The 26,388-nt window shown below is 44.1% G+C and carries 26 protein-coding genes; 20 read left to right on the top strand and 6 right to left on the bottom strand.

All coding sequences use genetic code 11. The annotated features are described in order from the left end of the window. The first annotated feature begins 58 nt into the window (after positions 1 to 58). The 11 genes from LGT40_RS15595 to LGT40_RS15645 all read left to right on the top strand — a co-directional run bounded on the left by LGT40_RS15595 (position 59) and on the right by LGT40_RS15645 (position 9,252). The gene (locus LGT40_RS15595) at positions 59 to 970 is read left to right on the top strand and encodes an AAA family ATPase (RefSeq protein WP_226073482.1); all 912 of its coding nucleotides are present in this window, start codon (positions 59 to 61) and stop codon (positions 968 to 970) included. Continuing rightward, on the top strand, positions 970 to 1,938 hold the full coding sequence (locus LGT40_RS15600; RefSeq protein WP_226073480.1) for a DUF58 domain-containing protein: 969 nt from the start codon (positions 970 to 972) through the stop codon (positions 1,936 to 1,938). Before LGT40_RS15595 ends, LGT40_RS15600 begins: the two co-directional genes overlap by 1 nt. After that, positions 1,901 to 3,976, top strand: coding sequence for a transglutaminase TgpA family protein (locus LGT40_RS15605; protein ID WP_226073478.1), 2,076 nt, complete (start codon positions 1,901 to 1,903; stop codon positions 3,974 to 3,976). The genes LGT40_RS15600 and LGT40_RS15605 overlap by 38 nt, the downstream gene beginning before the upstream one ends. An 81-nt stretch (positions 3,977 to 4,057) precedes the next feature. After that, complete coding sequence (locus LGT40_RS15610; protein ID WP_226073476.1) at positions 4,058 to 4,795, top strand: tRNA threonylcarbamoyladenosine dehydratase; 738 nt, start codon at positions 4,058 to 4,060, stop codon at positions 4,793 to 4,795. Further along, a complete protein-coding gene (locus LGT40_RS15615) occupies positions 4,788 to 5,288 on the top strand; it encodes a hypothetical protein (protein ID WP_226073474.1) in 501 nt (166 codons plus the stop codon). Before LGT40_RS15610 ends, LGT40_RS15615 begins: the two co-directional genes overlap by 8 nt. Positions 5,289 to 5,562: 274 nt before the next feature. Then, positions 5,563 to 6,117, top strand: a complete 555-nt coding sequence (locus LGT40_RS15620) for a TMEM165/GDT1 family protein (RefSeq protein ID WP_226073472.1) — start codon at positions 5,563 to 5,565, stop codon at positions 6,115 to 6,117. 54 nt (positions 6,118 to 6,171) lie between these two features. After that, the gene (locus LGT40_RS15625; protein WP_226073470.1) at positions 6,172 to 6,666 is read left to right on the top strand and encodes an aminoacyl-tRNA deacylase; all 495 of its coding nucleotides are present in this window, start codon (positions 6,172 to 6,174) and stop codon (positions 6,664 to 6,666) included. Positions 6,667 to 6,827: 161 nt separating this feature from the next. After that, positions 6,828 to 7,178 (top strand): ArsR/SmtB family transcription factor, encoded by a 351-nt coding sequence (locus LGT40_RS15630; RefSeq protein ID WP_226073468.1) that lies wholly within the window; start codon positions 6,828 to 6,830, stop codon positions 7,176 to 7,178. After that, the gene (locus tag LGT40_RS15635; protein WP_226073462.1) at positions 7,175 to 7,708 is read left to right on the top strand and encodes a rhodanese-like domain-containing protein; all 534 of its coding nucleotides are present in this window, start codon (positions 7,175 to 7,177) and stop codon (positions 7,706 to 7,708) included. Before LGT40_RS15630 ends, LGT40_RS15635 begins: the two co-directional genes overlap by 4 nt. Positions 7,709 to 7,714: 6 nt before the next feature. After that, on the top strand, positions 7,715 to 8,539 hold the full coding sequence (locus LGT40_RS15640) for a sulfite exporter TauE/SafE family protein (RefSeq protein ID WP_226073460.1): 825 nt from the start codon (positions 7,715 to 7,717) through the stop codon (positions 8,537 to 8,539). A gap of 14 nt (positions 8,540 to 8,553) precedes the next feature. After that, positions 8,554 to 9,252, top strand: coding sequence for an MBL fold metallo-hydrolase (locus LGT40_RS15645; protein WP_226073458.1), 699 nt, complete (start codon positions 8,554 to 8,556; stop codon positions 9,250 to 9,252). 34 nt (positions 9,253 to 9,286) lie between these two features. On the opposite strand, the gene LGT40_RS15650 is transcribed toward LGT40_RS15645, so the two are convergent. Continuing rightward, positions 9,287 to 10,225: a GGDEF domain-containing protein gene (locus LGT40_RS15650; RefSeq protein WP_226073457.1), complete on the bottom strand. Its 939-nt coding sequence runs from the start codon at positions 10,223 to 10,225 to the stop codon at positions 9,287 to 9,289. Positions 10,226 to 10,293: 68 nt separating this feature from the next. Continuing rightward, complete coding sequence (gene dbpA, locus LGT40_RS15655) at positions 10,294 to 11,676, bottom strand: ATP-dependent RNA helicase DbpA (protein WP_226073455.1); 1,383 nt, start codon at positions 11,674 to 11,676, stop codon at positions 10,294 to 10,296. A gap of 149 nt (positions 11,677 to 11,825) precedes the next feature. On the opposite strand from dbpA, the gene LGT40_RS15660 reads away from it, so the two are divergent. Beyond that, positions 11,826 to 12,674 (top strand): hypothetical protein, encoded by an 849-nt coding sequence (locus LGT40_RS15660; protein WP_226073453.1) that lies wholly within the window; start codon positions 11,826 to 11,828, stop codon positions 12,672 to 12,674. Positions 12,675 to 12,744: 70 nt separating this feature from the next. Here the strand turns inward: LGT40_RS15660 and LGT40_RS15665 are convergent, their stop codons facing one another. Then, positions 12,745 to 15,042, bottom strand: coding sequence for a mechanosensitive ion channel domain-containing protein (locus LGT40_RS15665; RefSeq protein ID WP_226073452.1), 2,298 nt, complete (start codon positions 15,040 to 15,042; stop codon positions 12,745 to 12,747). 191 nt (positions 15,043 to 15,233) lie between these two features. Continuing rightward, complete coding sequence (locus tag LGT40_RS15670) at positions 15,234 to 15,764, bottom strand: histidine phosphatase family protein (RefSeq protein WP_226073450.1); 531 nt, start codon at positions 15,762 to 15,764, stop codon at positions 15,234 to 15,236. A 139-nt stretch (positions 15,765 to 15,903) separates the two neighbouring features. Here LGT40_RS15670 and LGT40_RS15675 point away from each other — a divergent pair, with 139 nt between their 5' ends. From LGT40_RS15675 to LGT40_RS15700, 6 genes are all read left to right on the top strand, one after another. Further along, a complete protein-coding gene (locus LGT40_RS15675) occupies positions 15,904 to 16,599 on the top strand; it encodes a DUF2238 domain-containing protein (RefSeq protein ID WP_226073448.1) in 696 nt (231 codons plus the stop codon). Between the two features lie 122 nt (positions 16,600 to 16,721). Further along, positions 16,722 to 17,213, top strand: coding sequence for a hypothetical protein (locus tag LGT40_RS15680; RefSeq protein ID WP_226073446.1), 492 nt, complete (start codon positions 16,722 to 16,724; stop codon positions 17,211 to 17,213). Between the two features lie 240 nt (positions 17,214 to 17,453). Next, the gene (locus LGT40_RS15685; protein WP_226073443.1) at positions 17,454 to 18,680 is read left to right on the top strand and encodes an MFS transporter; all 1,227 of its coding nucleotides are present in this window, start codon (positions 17,454 to 17,456) and stop codon (positions 18,678 to 18,680) included. Positions 18,681 to 18,741: 61 nt separating this feature from the next. Continuing rightward, positions 18,742 to 19,332: a DUF5610 domain-containing protein gene (locus LGT40_RS15690; protein WP_226073441.1), complete on the top strand. Its 591-nt coding sequence runs from the start codon at positions 18,742 to 18,744 to the stop codon at positions 19,330 to 19,332. 160 nt (positions 19,333 to 19,492) lie between these two features. Further along, on the top strand, positions 19,493 to 20,155 hold the full coding sequence (locus LGT40_RS15695; RefSeq protein WP_226073439.1) for an SDR family oxidoreductase: 663 nt from the start codon (positions 19,493 to 19,495) through the stop codon (positions 20,153 to 20,155). Positions 20,156 to 20,179: 24 nt separating this feature from the next. Next, positions 20,180 to 21,400: an RNA polymerase sigma factor gene (locus LGT40_RS15700; protein WP_226073437.1), complete on the top strand. Its 1,221-nt coding sequence runs from the start codon at positions 20,180 to 20,182 to the stop codon at positions 21,398 to 21,400. Between the two features lie 7 nt (positions 21,401 to 21,407). Here LGT40_RS15700 and LGT40_RS15705 read toward each other — a convergent pair whose 3' ends face one another. Then, complete coding sequence (locus tag LGT40_RS15705) at positions 21,408 to 24,140, bottom strand: bifunctional diguanylate cyclase/phosphodiesterase (RefSeq protein ID WP_226343219.1); 2,733 nt, start codon at positions 24,138 to 24,140, stop codon at positions 21,408 to 21,410. A 111-nt stretch (positions 24,141 to 24,251) separates the two neighbouring features. Next, entirely contained in the window at positions 24,252 to 24,737 is a 486-nt protein-coding gene (locus tag LGT40_RS15710) for a type IV pilin protein (RefSeq protein ID WP_319000270.1), read from the bottom strand. A gap of 325 nt (positions 24,738 to 25,062) precedes the next feature. Here LGT40_RS15710 and LGT40_RS15715 point away from each other — a divergent pair, with 325 nt between their 5' ends. Then, entirely contained in the window at positions 25,063 to 25,500 is a 438-nt protein-coding gene (locus LGT40_RS15715) for a YybH family protein (RefSeq protein ID WP_226073433.1), read from the top strand. A gap of 10 nt (positions 25,501 to 25,510) precedes the next feature. Further along, positions 25,511 to 26,341 carry a YciI family protein gene (locus LGT40_RS15720; protein ID WP_226073431.1) on the top strand — a complete coding sequence of 277 codons (831 nt, stop codon included), beginning with the start codon at positions 25,511 to 25,513 and terminating at the stop codon, positions 26,339 to 26,341. Positions 26,342 to 26,388: the final 47 nt, after the last annotated feature.

Genomic DNA, 26,388 nt, shown 5'->3' on the forward strand with positions numbered 1-26,388 from the left:
TTAAACTAGCATGTCTATTGCGACAGCAACAATAACTTATATCAATACAGGACTTAACATGACGCAAGATGGCACTGACCGTATACTCCACGCCATTAACTCTGTGATCCTTGGTAAACAACAACCCGTCAAACTTGCTTTGGCATGCATTATTGCGCGAGGTCATCTTTTGATTGAGGATTTACCGGGTGTCGGTAAGACCACCCTGGCACACACGCTTGCCACGACATTAGGGTTACGTTTCCAGCGAGTACAATTCACCAGCGATATGTTGCCAGCCGATATTCTTGGAGTATCGATTTACGATCCTGAAAAACATCAGTTCAGTTTTCATCGTGGCCCCATATTTACCCAGTTGTTGTTGGCTGATGAGATTAACCGCGCCTCTCCCCGCACCCAGAGTGCTTTACTGGAAGCTATGGAAGAACAACAGGTCACTATTGAAGGTGAGAGTTTTTCACTTGAAGATCCCTTTTTTGTGATCGCTACTCAAAACCCACTTCATCAGATTGGTACGTTTCCATTACCTGAATCACAGCTGGATCGATTTCTGATGCGCATTCAACTGGGCTATCCTGATCACCAGGCTGAACGTGCTTTGTTGATGGGCGAAGATCGAAGGCAAATGCTTAAACAGCTTGATGCACAAATTACGCCGTTGAAGTTGCTTGAGTTGCAGCAGATTGCCAGCAAAGTCTTATTAAGTGACGCGTTGGTAGATTATGTACAAGCATTACTGGCCTATACCCGTCAATCAGGACAGTTTTACAATGGTCTTTCGCCGCGTGCCGGTTTAGGGCTTATTCAAGCTGCCAGAGCTTGGGCTATGATAAACGGTCGGGATTTTGTGATTCCAGAAGATGTACAGGCGCTTTTCCCTGGTATTGTGCAACATCGTCTCCAAGCACGTGAGCATTTGCCATCGACCGATTGGGTGAACGATATATTGCAACAGGTGGCCATTCCCTGATGCTGATGTGGCGTGAATATTGGCAGCGTTGGCGTCAGCACCAGCGCTATCGGGTTTTTATTTTCCCCAGTCGTTATGGATTGAGCTATTCCGTATTAATTTTAATCATGTTGCTGGGCGCGATTAATTACAACAATAGTCTGGGACATTTACTGAGCTTTTTGTTAGTGGGCGTGGGTCACGTCGCTATGCATCACAGCTATCGTAATGTGAGGCAATTGGATTATCAGCTTGGTCATGCTGAACCGACTTTCTCCGAACAGAAGATCCTGTTGCCAATCACCTTTAGCAACCAAAGCTCGCGTACTGTTCGACAACTTGAAATAGCTTATCTTCCCTCACCTTTAACTTCATCTTGGTGGCCATTTAAAAAATTTTCCCGCTATGCTTTGGTGTATAAAGCTTCCGCTATTTCGGCTCAACAAAGCTGTCTCTGTCAGATCCCCCTTCCCGCTCTACAGAGAGGATGGCAGGATTTAGGCCGACTACGTTTATCCAGTGTTTATCCGGTGGGTTTATTGTTCAGTTGGTTTTTTATTGATATTCAACAACGGGTGATGGTCTATCCCAAGCCAATCGGAAATAAACCCATGCCTTTTCCTTCAGCCATAGAATCTGCCGGTGTTTTACAACCACAGAATGGCATGGATGACTTTGCCGGTTTTCACCGTTACCGCGATGGTGATGCAAAACAACATATCGCCTGGAAAGCACTGGCTCGTGATGGGGTGTTACGTACCAAACAATTCAGCAGTCCATCAGGACAAAGTTTGCTGTTTCAATGGCAAGATGTTGCCGAACTACAGGACATCGAAGCGAAATTGTCGCAACTCTGTCAATGGATTCTCACTGCAGATGCAGCCGGGTTGCTGTATGGCCTTGCCATGCCCAATCAAGTTATTGAGCCCGATAGCGGTGATCAGCATCGGCATGAATGTTTACAGACATTGGCGTTATATGGTCAGTAAAAAGCCTGTTATTGCACCGTCAAAAACAACTATCCACTGGTTAATGGTGACATTGAGCATTATCGCCATACCCCATTTTTTTTATCAGCCATTATGGGTCGCCGCAATTTTCACGTTGATGATGGGCTGGCGAGCAATGAACAGTTGGCGTAGATGGCCATTACCGGTCGATAAACGCGCATTAAAAGTGTTACATTCCTTTTTTGCCGTGCTGACTATTGTATTAGTGTTTTATAGTTATGGAATAACCATAGGGCGTGATGCCGGCGTGGCTCTCCTCACCACGATGGCCGCTTTCAAAGTCGTTGAGGTTCGCAGTCTTCGCGATATTTATCTCAGCTGCTTCATGGGCTTCTTCTTGGTTATCACACACTTTTTCTTTAATCAAAGCATTCCTATCGTCGTATTAATGCTCGTCAATGTGATCCTCCTTATTTGTTGTCTGATTACGGCGAATGAATCTGACAGTTCAATTAAACACCGGCTTAAACAATCCAGCATAATCGTCCTGCAAGCTGTGCCATTGATGTTACTGTTGTTTGTACTTTTCCCACGCATTTCCGGTCCGATCTGGGGACTGCCTAACGATGCGATGGATATTCCGGATAGTCTGCCTGACAGCATGACATTGGGCGAAGTACCGCCACAAAATAATGCGATAACGGGCATGTCAGACAATATTACGATTGGCAATATCAGTCAGTTAATTCAATCCGACGCCATCGCTTTTCGAGTCAAATTCGAGAACAACCAATTTCCTCAACGGCAAGATCTTTATTGGCGCGGTCCGGTGTTATGGCATACCGACGGTAAGCGTTGGTTACCGTTAACTGAAAATCAAAAACGTCATGAAACCACATCCAAAATTCATGTGACTGGCAACGCTTTATCCTACAACATAACACTGGAACCTCATGACAGACGGTGGTTATTTGCCCTCGATTTCCCCACCAAATATCCGCAAACCATGCAAACCCGGCTTAGTGCAGATGGTGGATTAAACAGCGTTGAAGCTATCAAGCAACGTGTGCAATATCAGCTGAGCTCCCATACTGACTATCTTTTTAATCCAGACAGCGATCCCAACCTGCGATATGGATTAAATTTACCAGATGATCACCATCCAAGGAGTCAGCAATTAGCCAGACAGCTGCTTGAAAGCAGTACATCAAAAACCGCTTATATAGATGCTGTTCTCGATTATTTTCATCAGCAAAATTTCAGCTACAGCTTGTCTCCTCCGGCTTTGCGTGGCGACACCATTGATCAATTTCTGTTCGAAAGCCGACAGGGTTTTTGTGAACACTATGCTGCCAGCTTTACGGTATTAATGCGTGCTGCCGGTATCCCTGCTCGAATTGTAACCGGCTATCAGGGTGGTGAGATTAATCCTGTCGATCAGATTTTGACTGTTCGTCAACGTGATGCGCATGCCTGGACCGAAGTATGGCTGCCCGAACAAGGCTGGATAAGGATAGATCCCACTGCTGCGGTTGCCAGTAATCGCGTGGATTTTGGTATCCGTGATTTATTGCCTGCTGAACGACGTTCTCCCGCAGCGATTGCCAACCATGATCGTTTGGTAGAAATATGGCAATCCGCCAAAAACAACTGGGATGCATTAAACAGTGCCTGGGATATGTGGGTGGTGAGTTATGGTCCTGAAAGGCAACTCGATTTACTTAAAAAACTGGGCATGCATCAGCCTGATTGGCAGAAAATGATTGCTTGGCTGGCAATAGGTATTGCGCTGATTTTCGTCTGGATCGCCTGGACAACATTAAGACAAAAGTCTGTCAGCAAGAATAAAGTTCAACGGGTTTATCAGACATTTTGTGGCAAACTGGCGCGATTCAATATTATAAAGCGGCCACATGAAGGACCGGAAGATTTTGCGCTTCGGGCACAACACGCGCTCCCTGAGTATCAACAGCAAATTGCTAGTATCAATCATCTCTATCTACATGTACGTTATCGGGGCGACACCATTGCAGAAGATTTTTTCCAGGCAGTGAAGCAATTTGATCCCCATCCTTGAATATTCAGTCTGTCCGTTTTGCCATTCATGGACGGTTATCGGAAAATAGTCTCATCAACATTATGTAGTAGAGGAAGACAAATGGCATACAGCAGCCCACTGTTTGAGCGCACACATATCTTGCTGGGTGATGCCGGTATTGAACGGTTACAAAACAGTCATATTTTTCTGGCTGGTATGGGAGGTGTTGGATCATTTACCGCTGAGGCGTTAGCTCGTATGGGTGTGGGTAGAATGACGCTGGTGGATCATGATGTGGTATCAGCCTCCAATTTAAATCGTCAATTGGTAGCACTGAACTCGACTATCGGCAAACATAAAGTTGAAGTAATGGCGGAACGTATCGCTGACATTAATCCCCAATGTGAACTGAAGCTTATTACTGAGTTTTTAACACCAGAAACCATTCCCGATATCATCGGCCAGGGTTTTGACGTCATTATTGATGCCATTGACAGCATGAGCAGTAAAACGGCTTTGCTGGAAACAGCATGGCTAAATCAATTACCGGTGTTTTCCAGCATGGGGGCTGGTGGCAAACTTGATCCCACTCAAGTGCGTACTGGCGATTTGATGAACACTTCCATTTGTAAACTCGCTAAACAATTACGTTCACAATTACGAAAACGCGGAGTTGGCAAAGGCATTCAAACAGTTTATTCGTTGGAGCTTCCGCTTCCCCCCTTACCCCCAGAGCCGGTCAGCCGAGGTAGAGCCAGAGCAGTAAACGGCACCGTCAGTTATATGCCTTCCATTTTCGGTTTAACCTTGGCAGGTTTAGTGGTTAACCATATTGTGGGTGATGCCAGACGTGTCTGATCCGCAAAATGTGGTGAATTGCTCTCTCATCTATCAACAACATCTGCAAAAACTACTTAAGCCTTATGGTATTGAAATCAGACAGGTTGAAAAAAATGAGACTATCCCGGGCAGTTTTTTTGGCGAACGTGAAGCCGGTCTGCTAGGCAATCAATTATTGTTACGTCTTGATACGCCTGTTCATTCTGCCTTACATGAAGCTGGTCACTATATCTGTATGGATAATCAACGTCGCACCACGTTAGATACCGATGCCGCTGGGGATTATGATGAAGAAAATGGTGTATGTTATCTGCAGATCCTGCTCAGTGATTACCTGCCAGATATCGGCAAAGAACGCATGATGCTGGATATGGACCGCTGGGGATACAGCTTCCGTCTCGGCAGTGCCAAAGCCTGGTTTGAGCACGATGCAGAAGATGCGCGGCAATGGTTAATCACTCATCAAATTATTGATGAAAACAACCAGCCCACATGGCAACTCAGAGAGTAAAATTCTTTCATTGCAGCCACTGACCAGCATGCTTATAATGCTCGTCGTCTTAGGGGAGTAGTCTACCCATCTTAAGGTCTGTTTATTCTAATCAACGATAAGACACAAACAGGCCCTAGTGCGTGAATCTGTCAACATACTTGTGTCCTCAAGACACATGGCAGCTTCGTGTCATTCTGATGAATGACATTGGCAAGACCTGAGGCAAATAACAGCTCCATAGGCGGGTAGCTGTTATTTGCCTTTGGTTTTCATCCCGCCTGAGTACCTCTTCATGGAAGCTTTTTTTGTCTCAACCACCACAGTCGCTCTGGCGGAAATCGGTGATAAAACACAACTCCTGTCGTTATTTCTTGCTGCACGTTTTCGTGCTCCCATTCCCATTATTTGCGGTATCCTGGTAGCTACCTTGCTTAACCATGGCCTTTCTGCCTGGTTAGGTGTCTGGATCACCGAATTTATCTCTCCTCAAACCGGCAAATTACTCATCGGCATCAGTTTTATTGCGGTGGCCCTGTGGATATTAATTCCCGATAAAGAGGAAGATGCCTCCTCTAACCTCAATCGTTATGGTGCATTTGTGGCGACTTTGGTGTTATTTTTTCTGGCAGAAATTGGCGATAAAACCCAGATTGCTACGGTTATTCTGGCTGCTCAATACCAGCAGTTTTTTATAGTCACTCTGGGTAGCACTGTCGGCATGATGCTGGCGAATGTCCCTGTCGTATTATTCGGTTATCAGTTGATGCAGAAATTGCCATTAAATGCCGCACGTTACGCTGCTTCAATTGTGTTTATGGTTTTGGGAATAATGACGTTGTTACTTTGACAACCTGCGTCATTCGTTCATACAGTAATGCTTTTATCATCTTTTGGAGAACTCATGAGCCAGCGAATCAGCTCCCCGGTCACCGAGTTATTAACACAGCACACCATTAACTTTGAAGTGATTGAAATTCCGTTGAGTGAGGATAAAAAGCCTATACGTAATCTGGAAGAATTGCTCAGCAGTCAGGGACGTGATCCTAATTCTGTCGTTCGCAGTCTTCTGTTTAAAACCGGCTCAGACACGTTTGTGCTTCTAGCAGTAGCAGGTGGTGGACGTGCTGATTGGGCGGCACTTCGCAAACAAGTTGGTGAAAAAAAGTTACGGATGGCTGAATTTGATGAAGTATCAGCAGCAACCGGGTATGTCGTAGGTGCTGTACCACCTATTGCCTTACCTGAAGCGGTTACCGTATTAGCTGATAACAGTGCATTTCAATTTGATCAGGTCATTATTGGCAGCGGCGTATTGGGCTATGCTTTAGCTTTAAACGCCAAGGATTTGCAAGAAATCATGTCCGACGTTCCCGTTAGCGACTTCGTTAAAGCTTAATTTAAATACCCACCAGCTGGCGATCTTCGCCAGCTTCACCTCTTGCTTTCATCCAGCCCCCTTGCCTGGCGCTTATATATATCAGTATTATCTAATTAAGATATTTCTAAATTAGAAAACACTGATATAATTGCCTGAGAATTTTTGCAAGGATCTTTTTAATGAGTACCCATTCTGAGCCTGTAACGGGTTTGCACGACATTCAAAGTCATGCAAAAGCTGCCGCAGATTTGTTAAAGCAAATGAGTAATGAACATCGGCTCATGCTTTTGTGTGCTTTGGGTAATCAAGAGCTTTCGGTCGGCGAGCTTAATAATCTGGTCCCCCTGAGTCAATCGGCGTTATCGCAGCATCTCGCCACCTTACGTAATGCGGATTTGGTGACCACCCGGAAAGTTTCTCAAACGGTTTATTACCGACTCAACGGTGATGCCGCGCTGCGTATTATTGCCGTGTTGCAATCACTCTATTGTCCTGAATACCAATCGGCTTCATGTGGAGAAAAAACATGACTTATTCCATCGAAAAACCCAGCAGTGTCTTTATCACTGATACGCCCACCGACTTATGTGTTGTCGATGTCAGAACCAACGCCGAGGTAAAAGCAAAAGCCTTCCCCGGTGCCATCCATCTGCCATTACACAACCTCACTGTCGACAGCTTGCAAAAGGCGTTAAAACAACGAGCAATAAAACCTGAAAGAATTTTCCTGTTATGTCATTCCGGGCGACGTGCTGAAACTGCTGCCAAACAATTAGATGGTCATGTAGATTCAGCTCTGGTTGTCATTGAAGGAGGCATTGTGGCGGTTGAAAAGACAAATCCTGACTGGGTAATCACCCAGGGTAAAGCTATCTCCATCGAACGCCAGGTTCGCATTGCTGCGGGTGGTTTGGTATTGGGCGGAGTAATTCTTGGATTTGCCGTGCACCCGGCCTGGTTTGTCTTGTCAGGCTTTGTCGGTGCTGGCCTGATGTTTTCAGGAATTACCGATAGTTGTGCGATGGGCTTGGTCATCTCAAAAATGCCCTGGAATAAATAACCCACGATGTTAGTGATCATTGGCATTGTGATTGGCTTACTGCTGGGACTCACTGGAGCAGGTGGATCGGTGTTTGCGGTGCCATTGCTGATGATGCTGGGAGATTTTTCCATCCATCAGGCCATTACATTATCTTTAGCTGCCGTTGCGGCAGTCACGTTATATGGCACTGTCCGTAATTTGACCAACCAAACCATACTATGGAAACCAGCTGCTTTATTAGCCTGCACTGGAATACTGGGAGCACCGCTGGGCCAAATGTTAGCGACAATGATGAATGAAATGCTGCTGGCGATGGGGTTCAGTCTGTTGGCGATTATCATCGCTGTACGCATGTGGTTTACGGCAACCACCATGCCGGAAGCCAGTAAAATTGTACGTAGCAGTCATTTATCTCTGGACAAAGCAAAAGGTGTGCTGTGTAGGTTCAGTCCTAACGGGGAGTTTCAGCTGCGGCCAAAGTGTATGAGTGGATTATTGTCAGGAGGCTTTCTGGTCGGCGTTTTATCCGGTTTATTCGGGGTTGGTGGTGGTTTTCTGATTATCCCATTACTGTTGTTATTAAGTCAGATCAGCATGATACAGGCCGTCAGTACCTCTCTGGTGGTCATAACGCTGATTAGCTGTACGGGTTTTATTTCTCATCTGGCATTTGGGGAAATTCATTTTTTGCCTTTTGCTTCATTGGCATGGCTCATCATTGGAGGATTATCAGGCATGTATGTAGGACAACTTATCAGCCACAGGATTGCCAATGCTCAATTACAGAAAACCTTTTCAATCGGTCTATTGCTGGTAGCAATAACACTGTTTTATCTGCAAACAACATAGGAGCTTGCCTTACCATGTTATTCAGACAACTATTTGAAAAAAATTCATCGACCTATACCTATTTGATTGCAGATGAGCACACCAAAGAAGCGTTATTAATTGATCCGGTGGTTGATGAAACGGAAGGCTATATTCGTTTATTAAACGAACTTGGCTTAACGCTAAAGGTAGCGATGGATACGCACACGCATGCAGATCACATTACGGCACTTGGTAAACTGCGTGAACTTACCGGGTGTGAAACCTATATGGGGCAACAAGCAAATTCTTCTTGCGCGAACAATAGTTTTTCCGATGGCAGTAAAATTGTTGTAGGTAAAATCATCCTGTCCGCCATACATACACCTGGGCATACGGATGATTCTTACTGTTTCCACATAAAACACGCAGGACAACACTATCTTTTCACCGGTGATACCCTACTGATTCGTGGCACTGGCCGCACTGATTTTCAAAATGGCAGCGCTACTGACCAGTACAGCAGTCTGTTCGATAAATTATTGAAATTTCCTGAGAATACCTGGGTGTATCCGGCGCATGATTATAAAGGCTGGATGATCAGCACTATCGGTGAAGAACGCCAGCATAACCCGCGTTTACAGGTAAAAGATGTTGTTGAATACAAACAAATCATGGATAACCTGAACTTGCCTAATCCAAAAATGATGGATGTCGCTGTACCTGCCAATCGCGCTTGCGGCAACCTAGCCTAAGGAATGCTTTCGTTCGCAAGCAGCTTATTAGATCTTAAGCTGATTGAATGCAGTTACGTCCCTTCTGCTTAGCCTGATAAAGCTGTTTATCCGCCCTGTTGATTAATTCATTATGTTGAACACCTGGTGCGGGAATCATCGTACTGACACCCAGACTAATGGTAAGTAATTGACTCACTTTGGAATGCTCGTGAACGATTTGTTTTTTGAAAAGCGCCTGACGGCAACGCTCGGCAATTAACCAAGCGGCATTTTCATCAGTTTCGGGTAATAGCATCACAAACTCTTCACCACCAAACCGTCCAAAAAAATCACGAGCCCTGGCTGCGACAGTATTTAACGTTTGGGCGACTTGTTTTAAACAGTCATCACCCTGTAAATGGCCGTAAAAATCGTTATATTCTTTGAAGAAATCGATATCGATAATAATCAAAGAAAGTGGCTGCTGATTTTGCCGCGCCTTTAACCATTCAGTTTCGATCGCTGCATCAAACATCCGTCGGTTAGCAACGCCGGTAAGACCATCTTTAAAAGAAAGCTCTTCCAGCTCTTTTTGTAATTTGAACAGTTCTTCTTCGGTTTTTTTACGTTCAGTAATATCAAACATAAAACCAATTAATGAATCGACGTCCCCATTCGCTTTGCGGACCACGTGAACCACATCACGAATCCAGACATAATCACCATTTTTAGTCAGTGCCCGGTAATCTGCTTCATGGTCAATCCCGGATTGGGACTGAGCGACACAATAGTCCACCACCCACAGACGATCTTCCGGATGCATACGATTCGCCCAATCTTCAACTGACTTCCAGCTTGAAGGTTGCCAACCAAGTAATTGCTCAATTTGTGGGCCGATATAGGTGAACTGCAGGGTGCTCCAATCTATTTTCCAGGGAATAGCTTTGGTCGATTCCAACAACGTTTTATAAATATCATTTTCGGCGGGCATCTCTTTCGGCAAGTCGATCATTTCAAACCTCGTAAAAGCTTAAAACTAAAATTCACTGACAAGGTGATATACCTACTTACAGTATGAAATTAACGAATCTTTCTGGCACGAATTGCCCGCCCTTTCACTTTACCATCTGCCAGATAATTCATTGCCTGTCGTAAGGCAGATTTAGTCACGGCCACATAACTCGACATATCAAAAATATCAATTTTGCCGATCTCCGCTCCATCAAGGCCAGCATCGCCCGTCAAAGCACCCAAAATATCTCCGGGCCGAAGTTTATTTTTACGTCCGGCATCCAATTGAATCGTGACCATATTGGCTTGCAGTGAATAACTGTCATCGCGATCAAGAGAAGCAGGCACATCGCAGCGGCACGGTTTTTTCTGATATTTTTCGATTGCTAACATTCGCGGCACCTCAGCTTCAGCCACCAGACTCATGGCCAAACCCGACTCGCCGGCACGACCGGTCCGTCCAATTCGATGTATATAAACTTCGGGGTCGCGTGGCAATTCATAATTAATGACCATTTCAATCGCTTTGATATCCAGTCCTCGTGCAGCCACATCGGTGGCCACCAGAACCGGACAACTCTGATTGGCAAAGCGAACCAGCACCTGATCCCGTTCGCGTTGCTCCAAATCACCATGGATCGGTTGGGCATCAATTTTATGATTGCGAAGCCAATCGGCAACTTCATCACATTGTTTTTTGGTATGGCAAAACACAATCGCATTTTTCGGCTGGTAATGCTGAAAAAGCATCAGCAAAGTACTGTTACGTTCATGTTTTTTTATTTCATAAAACAATTGATCGATGACGGCCTGTTGATGTTGCGACTCAACGGTTACTCGAGCGGGATCACGTTGAATCGAGCGGCTGATCTGTTTAATACTGTCTGGGAATGTGGCTGAAAACAATAAGGTTTGTCTGGAGTCTGGTGTTTGTCCGATGATTTCCTGCATGGCATCAACAAACCCCATATCCAGCATGCGATCCGCTTCATCCAGCACTACGGTTTTAACTTTATTCAGTTTTAATGTGGACTTCTTAAGATGATCCTGAAGCCGCCCAGGAGTCCCCACCACAATATGCGCACCGTACTCCAGAGAGGCAATTTGCGGGCCTAAGGGCTTACCACCACATAACATCACCAGTTTCAGATTGGGAATCCCACGGCCCAAACGACGTAATTCCTTACCAACTTGATCCGCTAATTCGCGTGTTGGGCAAATAATCAGTGCTTGAACCGCAAAGAAATCAGGCTGAATCGTCTGTAACAATCCGATACCAAAAGCAGCTGTTTTGCCACTGCCGGTTTTAGCCTGGGCAATTAAGTCTTTGCCTTGCAAAATGAACGGCAGACTTTGCGCCTGGACAGCCGTCATTTGTTTATAACCAAGAGAGTCCAAGACAGCCAATTGTTCAGCGGGTAATTTCAGCGAAGAAAAATCATTTACAGACATGAGGAACTTTAAAGAAGGAAAGGATAGCGCGCATGATACCAAAAAGCCCGCTGAAACATTGCTTTACCTGTCCGTTAATGAGCCTATTGAACCAACAAATTGCGAAATAGTCTGATTATTGTCAATCAACCAACTGTGGAGGAATGGCTATGTTATTCATAAACCATCGGATTTTACCGGTCATAACCGCCATCGTGATTGGCTTGCCAATGGCATTACTGCCCAGCGAAAAATCTTATGCAGATAGTGCGGTGAGTGTGCAAATTGGTCAGCATCTCCACAACCGGCATCAGCATGGAACCTATGGCAATCGGTTTTACCGGCATCCATCTGGCGGCATTATCGGCCATCGTTCATTTGGTCTGGATCCCCGCCTGAATCATTTCAGGCAACCGCGTTATAAGCCGTATTATCGACATTATGATACGACTCGACCACGTCACCGTTCGGGTTATTATGGATTTAGTAGCAGTAGTATTACCCTGCTCGCGCCCATCATCTATTCCCAGAGTTATCAAAGCGGTCAACCGATCCGTCGTTATTCATCCAACACACCACAAACAACTGCGCCTACTTCAACGATTTCACGGTATGCGAATGTTGACGGCTGGCAAGCTTTGTCACGTTATGAATCAACAACGGCTATTAATGCCTTTAAGGCACAATCGAGCAAAGATCCTAACGCATCAGTCCCCAAAATTGGGTTCGCCCTGGCAACGGCATTGCAAGGTGAAGCTGATAAAGCCCTTTGGGCATTAAATCTGGCTCTAATTGCTGATACCAGTGATTTACGCTATTTCAGTGCTGATTCCGGTTTACAGTTAGTGCTCGATGATCTCTTACAAAATTACCCGACTCAACCGTTAATGTCTGCCACCCTGCATTATTTAAAACAGGATTATTCATCAGCTCAAGCTATGATTGAATCAGCGCTGAGTCAATGTGATAACTGTACCGGTACTCGAAATATGCAACGGCTAATCCAGTTACGACTTTAATTCATCAAACGCCCTGTTTAATCGTGAGTTTCAACAGGGCGTTTTATTAACAGCGAAGAGCTTCAGAGACTTAATGCTCTTCGTCAAAATCCTGTTTATTTTTTGGATTGGCTTTCGAAGATTTCGAGCTCTCTGTTTTGTCTGATTTCTGCTCTAACTGAATAGCCGAGTTGGCATCGCCCACCATTTTTAATGGTGCTGGAGGCGCAGAGCCATCTTTATCCTGGCCGAAGTAAATCGTCATATGCGGGAATGGAATCTCTATACCAGCTGCATCCAGGTGCTGTTTCACCAGACGATTATAAGCCCGGCCCACACCCCACTGCGTACCAGGCAGTGTTTTGATGCGTACCCGAATATTCACCGAACTATCCGCCAGTGCGGTGATGCCATGCACTTCCAATTCGTCGACCAGGATTTTTTCGCGCTGTTCAGGATCAGCCATCAATTCTGCAAAGGCTTCACGCAGATGCACAATAACTTCATCAGTATTTTCGCGATACGCCACACCATATTCACCAACATGATAGGCAAATTCACGCATAAAGTTGGACACCGTATCGACAGATGAAAACGGAATCATATGGTAGGTACCAGATAAATCACGTAAACCTAACGAGCGAATAGTAAGTTTTTCTGCGGTACCGGTAATACCACCAGCCGTCACAATATCACCAGTATTAATGGCGTTTTCCATTTGAATAAACACACCGGTAATCACATCCTGGACCAGTTTTTGTGCACCAAAACCAATAGCCAGACCAAGTACACCAGCACCGGCGAGTAAGGGGCCAATGTTCACGCCGATTTCAGCCAGCACGATCATCACTGTCATGATAATCAAGGCTATGGCTGCCGCATTCCGGAAGATTGTCAACAAAGTCTTCGCTCTGGCAGTTGGCATCTGGTTGTTATCACTTGGGTTAAGGCGGTGTTCGATCCAACTTGCCAAACCGATCCAGATTGCCATAGCGCCTATGAGAATTGCAGCAACACTAATCAGTGTACCAATCGTATGGATACCTGCTTCTGAAGCCAGCCAGGCTGATAGACTGAAAATGCCCCAGGCATCCAAAATAATGGCGGCCACGACAACCACCAGCAGAATACGTAGCGTTTTATAAATGTTTGGTACAAAACCATTTACCCGTGCTTCAAGCATGGGAAAACGTGAATGCAGATCAGCCGAAACCTGTATTGGACGGCCAATGGTTTTAGCCAAAAACTTCGCCAGTAAACCACCAATCACTAACGCCAGGATGGTTTGGAACGTCGCTTTTAACATCATTGGTAAAGCGTCTTCTGGTCGCAGTAATAAGGCAATGGCCAACACGGCGAAATAGACAATACCTAATATGTGCCAGCTCCGTGCCAGAATTCCCAGAGTGACCCGAGAAAAACTGAACGTGGCCTGTTGTGCACGCAATAACAGGCGCTGTTTAACGGAAACGCGGTTTTGCATAATCACGATAACGGCATAAATGAAAGCGCTTAGCACCACCAGTACACTAACCAATTGACCGATCACCGGATTGATATTCAGATTGACCAATGGCACAACCAGCAACATTCCATAACCAATGAAGTTAGTCAGACGTACCAGCCAAATATGCCAGTAAGTTGCGCTCTCTGCAGAAATAGGAATTAAACGTAAGGCATCATCACGCCCGGCAAAAACGGTCCGTAAAATGACTTTGAATATTTCAATGGCCAAAAAGGCATTCAAAAAAAGCGATTGGCTGAGATTCATCTCACCATTACTGCCTATCGCAAATAAGGCGACAACATAACCGGTCACCCAGGCTAAGGTAACCGTTAGTAAATCAATAACGGCTGCCAGTAAAATAGCACTGAACTTACGAATAACCGGATATTCCCCATCGGCTTCAGCCCAATGATTCGCCCGGCTGAAAGCATGTCGTGCCAGACTCCGTAAGACATAAAACACGAGTAAAGTGCCTGCGATCACCACTAACAGGAAAAAGATTTCATCGAGTGCCTGTTGCCAATCAAATGGAGTTTCATTCTCCGAACCAAGAGCAGATAAAGCAGAAAAGCCTGCGCCTACCGTCGAAACAATTTCCTGAGCAATAGATTGTGTTTTATTGGCAATTTGTCTGGCAAAAGTCGGTTCTGCAACTAGTGCTTCCGAGCTGGCCTCTTCATTCATCCCCTCCGCTGCTTTAGCCAACTCGCGTAACTCTGTAATCAGTTTTTCACGAGATTGTTCATTTTCCAACGTATCAGCGAGGGCTGAGTAATGCCCTTCATTATCAGACGAATTGGCTGGCTCTGCCAAAACGGTTACGTTCATACTGAAAGCAAATAACAATGCCATCAATAGACTTGAAGCTAACTTCCTTTTCATATCAAAAATCCACACGATGCAGAAATCTCCTGTGTCTGATTATTATTTAATTGATTGCCAGCCAAACTAAAGGCTCAAGACTTAAGTGAGTAATACGCTTAAATTATGCTTCAGCTAAAGCTCAAAAATATATCGGGCAAGCTGAGAAGAAATAATGTCCCTTTTTAGGGACTCTAACAGGCCGAAAGGGTTCATGGCAAAATCGATACGACATCGAGATCGCCTTTCCGGTTGACCTCAATGATCATCCCTTCGCCCGATGAAGTGAATTGGCCAAGTAGACCTGATATGTTGACTTGATGAGTAATATAGATGCGAGCCCTGTCAGTTTTGTGCTGGATTATGTGTGTTCGCCAATCCTGCAAAAACTGTTTTTTTAAATGGCGATTTGAGGAGTGAAAAAAAGAATTTAACGCGATCAGTTTTTTAGGTGCTCCAAAACCCAATAATTCTGCCGTCTCTAGACAACGACACCACTCACTGGAGAAGACATCGGCCTCTACGATGCCTAGTTCACGGAGTTTTTCACCCATTTCGATAGCCTGTTGCCGTCCTTGTTCAGATAAATTGCGTTGGGTTTGACAATCGGTCAACTCAAAGCCTGCCGGGTCGCCGACCCCAGGAGCCAGTGCGTGACGGAAAACCACTATGGGCTCAGCTAAAGCAAGCATTGGAGGCAAAGCAAACAGGAGAAAAATTAACTGACGATACGTCAATATCATTTTGTATAGTGCCCTTCCAATCAATTACTCATTGAGATTATGACTTAACAACGTTAAGTTGTACCTCAGTTACACGTATGATTCCAATTAAATCCATACAGTTCATTTAATGAATCATATCAGCTGAAACGGAGCCTATATGCCCAGCAAATCCATGCCTCGAAAGTTAACTCTGGCCTTGCAGTTTTGGTTATTTCTGGGCCTGGCAGGAGCCGTTTGGGAACAACAATGGCTCAACGTCGCGATGACGACCGGCATTATCATCCTCACCCTATTCCCCATACTTCTTGCCAAAAGGTTCAATGTCAATGTGCCTTCCGTGTTTCAACTGATGGCTATCGGTTTTATTTTTGCATCCATTTTTTTAGGCGAAGTACATAGTTATTACACCAAGTTCTGGTGGTGGGATATTGCGCTGCATACCACCTCAGGATTCTTGCTAGGCATAACGGGCTTTTTACTTGTGTATTTGATAAATGAAAATGACAGTTTACAAACGCAAATGCAGCCTGGATTTGTGGCGTTTTTTGCGTTTATGTTCGCGTTAGGCATGGGCGCTTTATGGGAAATTTTTGAATTTTCGATGGATCAGATTTTCGGCACCAACATGCAAAAACCCATGTTTGGTGATCATTCGGGCCTGACGGATACCATGTATGATTTAATTGTCGATGCGATCGGTGCACTGATTATTTCAATATTGGGCTATGGATATTTGAAAAAAGCACAGGCCAAATCCTTCCTCGAACGCTGGATCTGGGCATTTATCGTAAAAAACCCCAGATTGTTCAATAAACATAAAAAATCCTCTTACAAATCCAAGTTACCCGATTAAATTTTACCAGCTTGTGACATCTTCCCTAACAAATCAGGATTAACTCTGATGTGCTTTTCCATCTAGCATTCTAGTATGCCCTGTTGTTGCTGATAATCAGCTACACCCTATCTGGAGTCTATATGTTTAAGCGACCTTTTGTTTTCTTGTCACTATTATTTTTTGGTTCGCTGCTTATGTTTTCGCTGAGCGCCTGTGACCAAAATGATGATATTCCGGCTATGGATGCTGCACCAATTGCAGATGAACCGGTCATCCCGCTTTGGCTCGATGGACAAGTTGACATGTCACCTCAAGAATGGCTTGTTAAACGTAGTCGAGCAGAAGTAAAAGACGAACAAGCTGAAATAGAACGTGCCGCAAAACTTTTAATCACTGCTGCCGACAGATTTGACGAAAGTCATCGAATGATTGCCAACCGCTCAGCACAGCTTGAAGATATGCTACTTGAACATCATATCAACGAAACCGCTGTAAATCTTCTCGAATGGTTTAACAGGCTGCCAACTTTGCAAACCCCACACAGTTTCTCGGCACTTTGTCAGTACTATTACAATCTTCGCACTCAGGGAAAAACCGAAGACGAAATCATTCAAAACTTGTTACGTCTATAAACCGCTCAATTGACAAGACCAACTCACCTGAAGCTTACCCCGGCCTGAGGCGTTAATTCGGGCATCAGATCGATGCCCGAATATTTCATTGTAAATTTAATATGTCCAAGTAACAGAGCCTGTGGCATTTCTTGATGCGCCATAATTCGCCCACACTGGCACACTGCTTTATAATTTTTAAACATCTGCTTTTCTTCCCTCAGAAAAGGGCCATTCGGTTTATTGCTTACATTGGAATCTATGACATCTTCTCAAGCGAACAGCTATTTCAGTTTGATCCGAAGCCAGTTTGGTTTGCTGGCTATTGGTTTTATTGCACTGTTTACAGGCAACCTTGGCCAGAGCTTTTTTATCGGCCTGTTTCAATCAGATATTGCCAACTCATTAAACCTGTCAACGGGTGAATTTGGCGCGGTATATGCTGCTCTGACCATGACGAGTGGATTTCTGGTATTACATTTTGGCCAAAAACTGGATTGGATCGCGCCGAGACGTTATGCCTTGTTAGTGCTGACAGCATTGCTTACGGGGGTGATTTTATTGACCACCTCTCCCTGGTTAATTCCAGCCGTTATTGGTTTGGGTTTAGTCCGCTTATGTGGTCAGGGCTTAATGACCCATTTTGGCAGTACTCTGGCTGGCCGGGAATTTACTGTTAACCGGGGTAGAGCTTTAGGTTTAGTCAGCCTCGGCATGCCATTGGGTGAAATTATCTTAGCGCCGATCATCGCTTTATTACTGGGTTGGCTGAGCTGGCAGCAAATCTGGTGGGCTGTGGCTGTGGTTATTTTTTTGATTTGGTTATCTCTACTCTTTATGGCCCAATGGCCGGATGCACCCGAAATCAAACGTGACAGCAGTGGCAATAAAATTAAGGGACCCAATCCTATGCTGGAAAAGCGTTTCTGGCTGATTATTCCGTTGACGATGGCCTTGCCAGTGACGCTAACCGGTATTTTTATCTATCAGGCGCAAATGACGACAGATTTAAATGCAACAACCACTGCTTATGCATTAGGTTTAACGTTAATGGGAATTGCCCGCTTCCCGGGAGCATTACTTGGGGGTCGCTGGATAGATGAATTAGGTGTTGCTCTGCTAGCTCGACTTTATCTGGCTCCTTTTGCTTTAGCGATTATTGTGGCGGTATTGGCGGGCGGCAACGCCGGCATTTTAATTCTTATGGTGGGTGCCGGTATTTCACTTGGCATGTCTTCACCTGTGGTTGATAGCCTGTTGGTAGTGCTCTGGGGACGTGAACACCTGGGGCGTGTACGCAGTGTGAAATCAGCTTTTATGGTGTTTTCAACTGGACTGGCTCCCGCAGTGTTGGGCTTTTTAATTGAGGATGGTGTTCAGTTTGAAGCAATCTTAATAGGAATGCTGATTTTCATGTTAATAGGGTGGCTACTGGCTTTAACACCGATACGTGAGGCGGAGAAACTTTACGGCGATCCGTTTAATTAACATTAAAGTCCATGGTTGATGGGCCGCTAACCATTGCGTAGTTCCATTTGAGGACAAGAAAATGACGATTAATACTGCTCCGTTTGGCCAAACTGTCAGTTCAATGGCAAAAGATCCTGTTAATAAGCAGGAGAGTCCGTTTGGTCAGCAAGTTTCCGTTTTGGCTCAGGAAAAAAAGTTTTCAGTATCTGAATCCAATAGCAAGCTCAATTTATCGATCCTTCAAGTCTCTTTTAATATCAGTGAAGGCAATGCTGATGGTGCCATGGCCCTGCTTTACAAAACGGCTTTGGAAGGTATCAATGATTCTCTAAAAGCTGAATTTGGTGACAATGCGATCCAAAAAGCTTATGAACAGGGTATTGATGTGTCACCGGAAGCCACCTCAGAACGCATTGTACAAATGAGTACGGCTTTTTTTGATGCCTATTACAGCTCCCGCCAGGATATGCCTATAGATGAGGCACTGGAATCCTTTGTTAAGGTGATAGGCAGCGGAATTGATCAGGGGTTTAAAGAAGCCCGCGATATTCTAAGTGGGCTGAAAGTACTCGAAGGTGATATTGCCAGTAATATTGATAAAACCTATGACTTAGTTCAACAAGGACTGCAGTCGTTTATCGAAAACTATCAAGCTTCCGCATCAGCTTAATCTATCTTTATCGCCTCTCTTCTTGGGAGGCGATTTAATCCAACTCAAACTTTCCCGCCCTTGAGTTCTGTGTCATACCCGCCATACTCTGTTTTAATATGCATTCTGGGTTGCGCTTAAATACCCGAAACGTCCCGTGATTCAGCCACAGGAGAGAAACATGAATAAAACGCTAATCATTGGTGCCAACGGCCAAATCGGCAAGTTGCTTATTCAAATGATGACTGAGCAGAAAATGCCGGTTAAAGTCATGCTGCGTAATGCAGATCAGACTGACGAATTTGAAAATAAGGGCGCTGAAGTCGTCATCGCGGATTTAGAAGCCGAACTGCCAGATGATGCCTTCGCTGATTGCGATAAAGTGGTGTTTACCGCTGGTTCGGGCGGTAAAACCGGCGCTGATAAAACAATTCTGGTGGATTTATGGGGCGCCTGTAAGGCGATTGATAAGGCCAAGCAACATAATATCAAACAATTTGTCATGGTCAGTTCACGTGATGCTGGCGATCCTGAACACGGAACTAAGGCTATTAAGCATTACAACATCTGCAAATATTTCGCTGATAAACATCTTATGGAAAGCCATCTGCCCTACACTATTCTGCGTCCAGGCAGATTAACCGATGGGCCATTAACCGGAAAGATCACAACGACACGCCCTACAGATCAAGCCCAACAAACTATATCCCGGGCCAATGTGGCTGCTTGCATTTTACAATGTCTGGATCATTCTGAAACAGTTAATCAGATTGAAGAATTATATGAGGGTGACATGCCTATCCAAGAAGCTTTTATAAAATCCATAAAGGGTCGGTTGGGTTAGATCAGCCAGCCTGTTAATGACTAAATGAAGCGGTTACTTGATCAGGTTTACCATACAGAGTCGCGACAGATTCTGAGTACTTTAATACGTTTACTCGGCGATTTTGATTTAGCTGAAGAAGCGATGCATGAAGCCTTTGCGATTGCATTACATAAATGGCCAATCGATGGCGTTCCTGAGAATCCCCGTGCATGGCTAATCTCCACCGCTCGGTTTAAAGCTATCGACCAGCTCAGACGTCAGGCACGTTTTGACTATTCTCTTGATACTCTCACCGATGAACTGGCTGCAGATGAAAATGTGTTGGATGAGCAGCAAATTGAAGATGATCAATTACGCTTGATATTCACCTGTTGTCATCCCGCTTTGTCCGAAGAAGCTCGACTGGCTCTAACGTTACGGGAAGTCGGTGGCATGACGACCGAAGAAGTCGCCAGAGCATTCCTGCAGAAACCTGCGACCATAGCTCAACGAATTGTCCGCGCTAAAAATAAAATTCGTGAAGCCGGTATTCCTTATGAAGTCCCTGAAACAGATCAACTAGCAGAGCGATTACAATCGGTATTACAAGTTATCTATCTCATCTTTAATGAAAGCTACTCTGCCAGCCATGGCGAGTTACTGGTTAAACATGATTTAGCCAGTGAGGCTATAAGACTGGGCAGGCTGTTAGCCCATTTATTGCCCGAACCAGAAGTAAACGGTTTGCTTGCCTTAATGTTGCTACAAGACTCCCGACGTCATGCCAGAGTAGATGCTGATGGAGAATTGATTACGCTTGAAGAGCAAGATCGTACTTTATGGGATCAACAACAAATTCAGCAAGGCTGTGAATTAGTCATCCAGACTTTGCAATCACAGCATTTTGGCGCATTCACCATACAGGCTGCTATTGCCGCTGTGCATGCAGAGGCTAGATCATTTAAGCAAACAGACTGGCAACAAGTCATCGGACTTTATGATGCGTTATTGCAATATAACGACTCTCCGGTTGTACGATTAAACCAAGCTGTTGCCATAGCGATGGTATATGGACCTGAGCAGGGTTTGAGCAGAATTGAGCGATTATTGGCGGAGGGAGAACTGCATAATTATCATTTAATCTATGCAGCCAAAGCCGATTTATGCCGACAACTGCAACAATTTTCTAACGCTAAAATTGCCTATCAACAAGCACTTGAATTAACGCAACAAGTGCCGGAACAACGCTTTCTACAACGTCGTATTGATACATTACCCATTTAAATTTTATCTAAGCTGAAATAGGTTGTTTTTCAAGTAGTAATTGGACAAATTGGCTTGCCGGAATTGGTCTGCTGAACAAAAACCCCTGGAAGAACTGGCATTGATGTTCTTGCAGAAAAATTAGTTGGGCCTCAGTCTCCACTCCTTCAGCGATCACCTTCATGTGTAATCCGTCAGCCAGTGCGAGTATAGCTCTAACTATTGCCTGACTATTGATACCGGTTTCCAGCTCACGAATAAAATGCTGATCAATTTTCAGTACATCCAATGGCAAATCCTGCAGATAGGATAATGATGAAAAACCGGTACCAAAATCATCCATTGCCAGTCTCAAGCCCAATGCTTTCAATTGATGCATTCTCTCAATACAAAGCTCACGATTTCCTATCGCAACATTCTCGGTTAATTCCAGCTCAATAAAATCCGGATTAACACGTGTACGTTTAAGTATCTCAGCCGTTTTGATTACAATGTCAGGACGATCAAATTCCACGCCAGAAATATTCACTGAAATTGGCACGGGTTCAATTCCAAGGTTAATAAATGATTTAACAAACTCACAGACTTGTTCAAGCATCCAACGACCAATTTCAACAATCAACATGGACTGCTCCGCTATCGGAATAAATTTGGCCGGTGAAATCATGCCTAATTCAGAATGATTCCAACGAATTAATGCTTCAGCACCAATGATTTGTTTACCACTATCAAATTTAGGTTGGTAATAGACGATGATTTCGCCCTTGCTTATAGCTGTTCTGAGTTCATGTTCAAGCTTAATATTTTCAAGTGCCGTTTCGGTCATCTCTGCTGAATAGAAACGAAAATTTGCCCTTCCATCATTTTTGGCATAATACATTGCAGAATCAGCATGTTTCAGCAAATCCTCTGATGTTTCGGCATCAATAGGATATATTGCAATACCCATGCTGGCCGTGGATTTTACTGATTGTCCCGCAACAACCGTTGTGGTATCCACTGCTTTCAAAACTTTTCCGGCAATCTTATTGATGAGCGCAGGGTTATCAATATCAGTAATCAATACAACAAATTCGTCGCCACTCATTCGAACCACCAGATCAGTAGTACGAATACTGTTCGATAAATGTTCGGCAATTTGTTTCAGTAATGCATCACCAGCAGCATGACCTAAAGAATCATTCACATTTTTGAAACGATCCAGGTCAAGAAACAAAACGGCCAATTGTTTTGAGTCACGTTTTGCTCTGGCGATTTCCTGCTGCAATCTATCATTTAAAACCAAACGATTAGGTAGACCGGTTAAACCATCAAAATGTGCTTGATGGAACAGTTTTTCTTCCCAAGCCGCATTCGATAAAGCCACGGCAATACGATCCCCAAAGTTTCTGGCAATGGTTTTAAGTTCTTTGCTGATGGGCGTGTTTTGCTGATAAGCAAAACTGATCGTGGCAGAAACATTTTCATTGATTACCACCGGAATAATCATAAAGTGCCAGTTCCCGGTCAGTTTTAATAGTTTCAGATAAACAGGTAAATCATCATGACTCTCGACTTCAAGCACACCTCCCTGTTTATTCTGTAAATCCGCAAGCTCTTCCGCTGTAAGTTCAAGTGATTGATCTAACAAATCAAAATGTTGATTATTACGACGAGTATGCACCGCTTTGATAAATTGTTTATCTGCATCGAATTTGGCAATCGATATCAAATCGCTAAACATAATTCCTGGTAGTCGGGTTAACGCTGTTTCAACGATTTCATCTGCATTTAATAAGGACAAGATCTGGCGATCAATTTCCGCCATGGTGGACTGAATTTCAAACTGACTGCGCAAACGACTTGTCATTTCATTAAACGAATCACCTAGAGTTTCAAATTCATCTTTACTTTTTATGTCAACCTGATAATCAAATTGTCCTTCAGCGACACGCTCAGTGGCTTTTTTCAAGACGCTTAGTGGTGAAAGATATTTGGCAATTAACTTGGTGCTGAGAAATGCCACAATTAACACTGTCAGCAAAACAAGCGGCGGATAAATCTTTGTGAAAAAGTCTATTGCATTAAGCGCAACTGATTTTGGTTGGGCTTGAACAATAATTATATGCGGTGAGGCGAACATATTGCCCAAGGGTGCTTGCCAGAATCCCCCAAGATAATCTTCGTTTCCGAGTTTGTGATTAAAGTTGCCGCTGAATTTGTTTAAAAACTCTGTCAAGAGCGGCTTGGGAAGGAATGTATTTGGTAATGAGCTAAACCAGGATTGCCCCACATCTGTCAACACCAGCAGCTGATTAATCCCAATATTTTCAAACTCCCATAATGTTTCAGGATGTAATTCAGCCATTAAAATCCCGGCATCCGGAGTGTTTTCGTTAAAGTTTAAGGCGATCCAGATTTGTTTAATTCCAAGCTCATCGCTATCCACCGGTTTAATAAGTGTTAATCCAGAACGTACTTTTTCAATCTCTGCTTCTGTTAAATATGGCACCATCCGAGTATCACCTAACAATGACGCTCTTTGGCCATTTTTAGTCATAATTGCCAAGTCGTTAAACTGTTTATGTAGTTTCTGATCCCTGAACAAATTCTGGTCACGTAAACCTCTGCTTGATCGTTCAATTCGGTTTGCCAATAACCTTAATGCACTTTCTGCCAACACGAGACGATCAATAAACCTTAAACCATAGTCTTTGCTACTGTTTTGCAATACGCTATAAGTTTGTTGGTACAACTGCTGACTGACTTGATGAAAAGACAAAACTCCTAAAATCACTACCGGTATTAAGGAAGCGATTACAAAAGACCATAAAATCCTTTGAGCAACCTTATTACGCTGGCGGGAGTGTTTTATCATCAAGTTGTGTCCGTCCTAAAAGTCCGCCGCAAGTCCAATAAATCTTCCATCACGCGCCAATATAATGTCATCTAGGCTATCTTTTTGAGATACCTGCTTTTTGGTCAGACCATCTTTACCCATGCTGTACAGATCATATTGCGTATTAATTGGATTGATGTTGCGATCTTTTCTGGAAGGCCCTCTGGATTGAGGCCAATTATCAGCAATATTTAAATAAACATATTTGTTATCCCACGGATCGAGTCCATTGTTAGGCAGAGTGGCGGCGATCTCCAATAAAGTCGCAGGATAACGATGTTTCTCCAGGTAGAAGCGTTCAATCACTGATTTAATGGCCACAAGTTGGGAAGCAGCCAAAGCATTATTAGTTTTATCAATATAACTACGGTAGCTTGGAATCGCGATAGTCACTATGACTCCAAGCACAGCGATGACCAACATTAGCTCAATTAATGTCATTGCCTTTTGTGAAGTGATGTTCAACTTCTTTAGCCCCACGGAAAACCCTTCTTTAGATTTACTTAGGTAATTATCTAATTATCTTCCCTGATAGACCCTACGAAATGCTAGCACGGGTAGTGTTTTAGATGAGGTATTGGTTCACAAATTCTGATTGCTTGAATTCAGTTAACTGAAACATTTTATGGTGCTTATAGGACATCTCCATAACCTGAATTAAGAGCAACTCCAGACAACGTGGATTTTCTGGTTATCGGCACAAATAGAAAAATCTGTATTTATTTCTGATTGTCGATTTTTCGTGTGCTTATTCGACTAATTGATAAGGCCAATCTTATTGGGTCTTTTTGAACAGGAGAAAGAGATGAACATTAAAACTGAAGTTGAAAAACAAGTTGAGACTTGGAAACAGGCAGTGATCAGTCAGAATATTGAAAATATCATGGCGTGTTACGCCGAAGATGTCCGTGCTTTTGATGCGATTGCAGAACTGCAATTTATCTCTCGCAGCAAATACCAGGCGCATTGGCAGCGTTGTTTACAAATGTGCAAGATGACGCAGTTTGAGATTGGTCAACTTGATATTCATGTGGATGGTGAGCTGGCGGTATGTGCTTTTCTGAATCAATGTGGCGGAATGGATGAAAAAACTGGCCAAGAACAGGTCGGTTGGGTTCGAGGCACTCAGATTTATCAAAAAAGAAACAGCCAATGGCTGATTATTCATGAGCATTTTTCATTACCGTTTGATATGGAAACCGGCAAAGCGATGTTTCATCTCACACCAGAATCGGCCTGGTAAGGAGCAAACCATGAAATTTATGATTTTACGTAAGGCTGATGCCAATACTGAAAACGGTGTGATGCCGAATGAAGCATTATTATCCGCCATGGGTGACTACAATATGCAACTGGCTCAAGCCGGAGTACTAAGAGCTGGTGAAGGCTTAAAACCGACCCGCGATGGAGTGCGTATTAAATTCCAGCAGGGCAAACCAATTATCAGCGATGGCCCGTTTACTGAAACCAAAGAATTACTGGCCGGTTATACCGTTATTGAAGTCGACTCCAGACAGGAAGCTATCAATTGGGCCACACGCTGGCCAGTGGAAGATGCTGATGGCAATGCTGAACTGGAACTCAGACAACTTTATGAGTTAAGTGATTTTGCGGATGGGCCGGGTTTACAGAAACATATTGAGCTTGAACAAAAACTCCGTAAGCAACCGCTTTCCACCAGCTCTTATCTATTATTTGATGGTAACTGCCGCGAGGCTTTTGAATTCTATGCCGAAGTGCTGGGTGGCGATATCGTCATGATGATGAGTGGAGGCGAATCGCCCATAGCGGATGAAATGCCTGCCGAGTTCGCTGACAAAATCATGCATATCTCACTTCAGGTCGGCAATTGGATATTGATGGGTTCGGATTGTCCGCCCGGCATGTTTGAAAAACCACAAGGTTTTCATGTTCAGCTTGCTTTTGCAGATGAAAATCAGGCTGAAACCACGTTTAATCAGTTGGCCGAAGGTGGCAATGTACAGATGCCTTTCGAACCCACATTTTGGGCCAAACGTTTTGGCATGTTGGTGGACCGGTTCGGTACACCATGGATGATTAATTGTGGTCAATGTGCAGTCTGATTATCTTTAATAGCCTAGAAAACTATTAATAAACCATCGGGAGATTC

The organism is Methylophaga pinxianii (assembly GCF_020447225.1).
In the GTDB taxonomy this organism is placed as follows: domain Bacteria; phylum Pseudomonadota; class Gammaproteobacteria; order Nitrosococcales; family Methylophagaceae; genus Methylophaga; species Methylophaga pinxianii.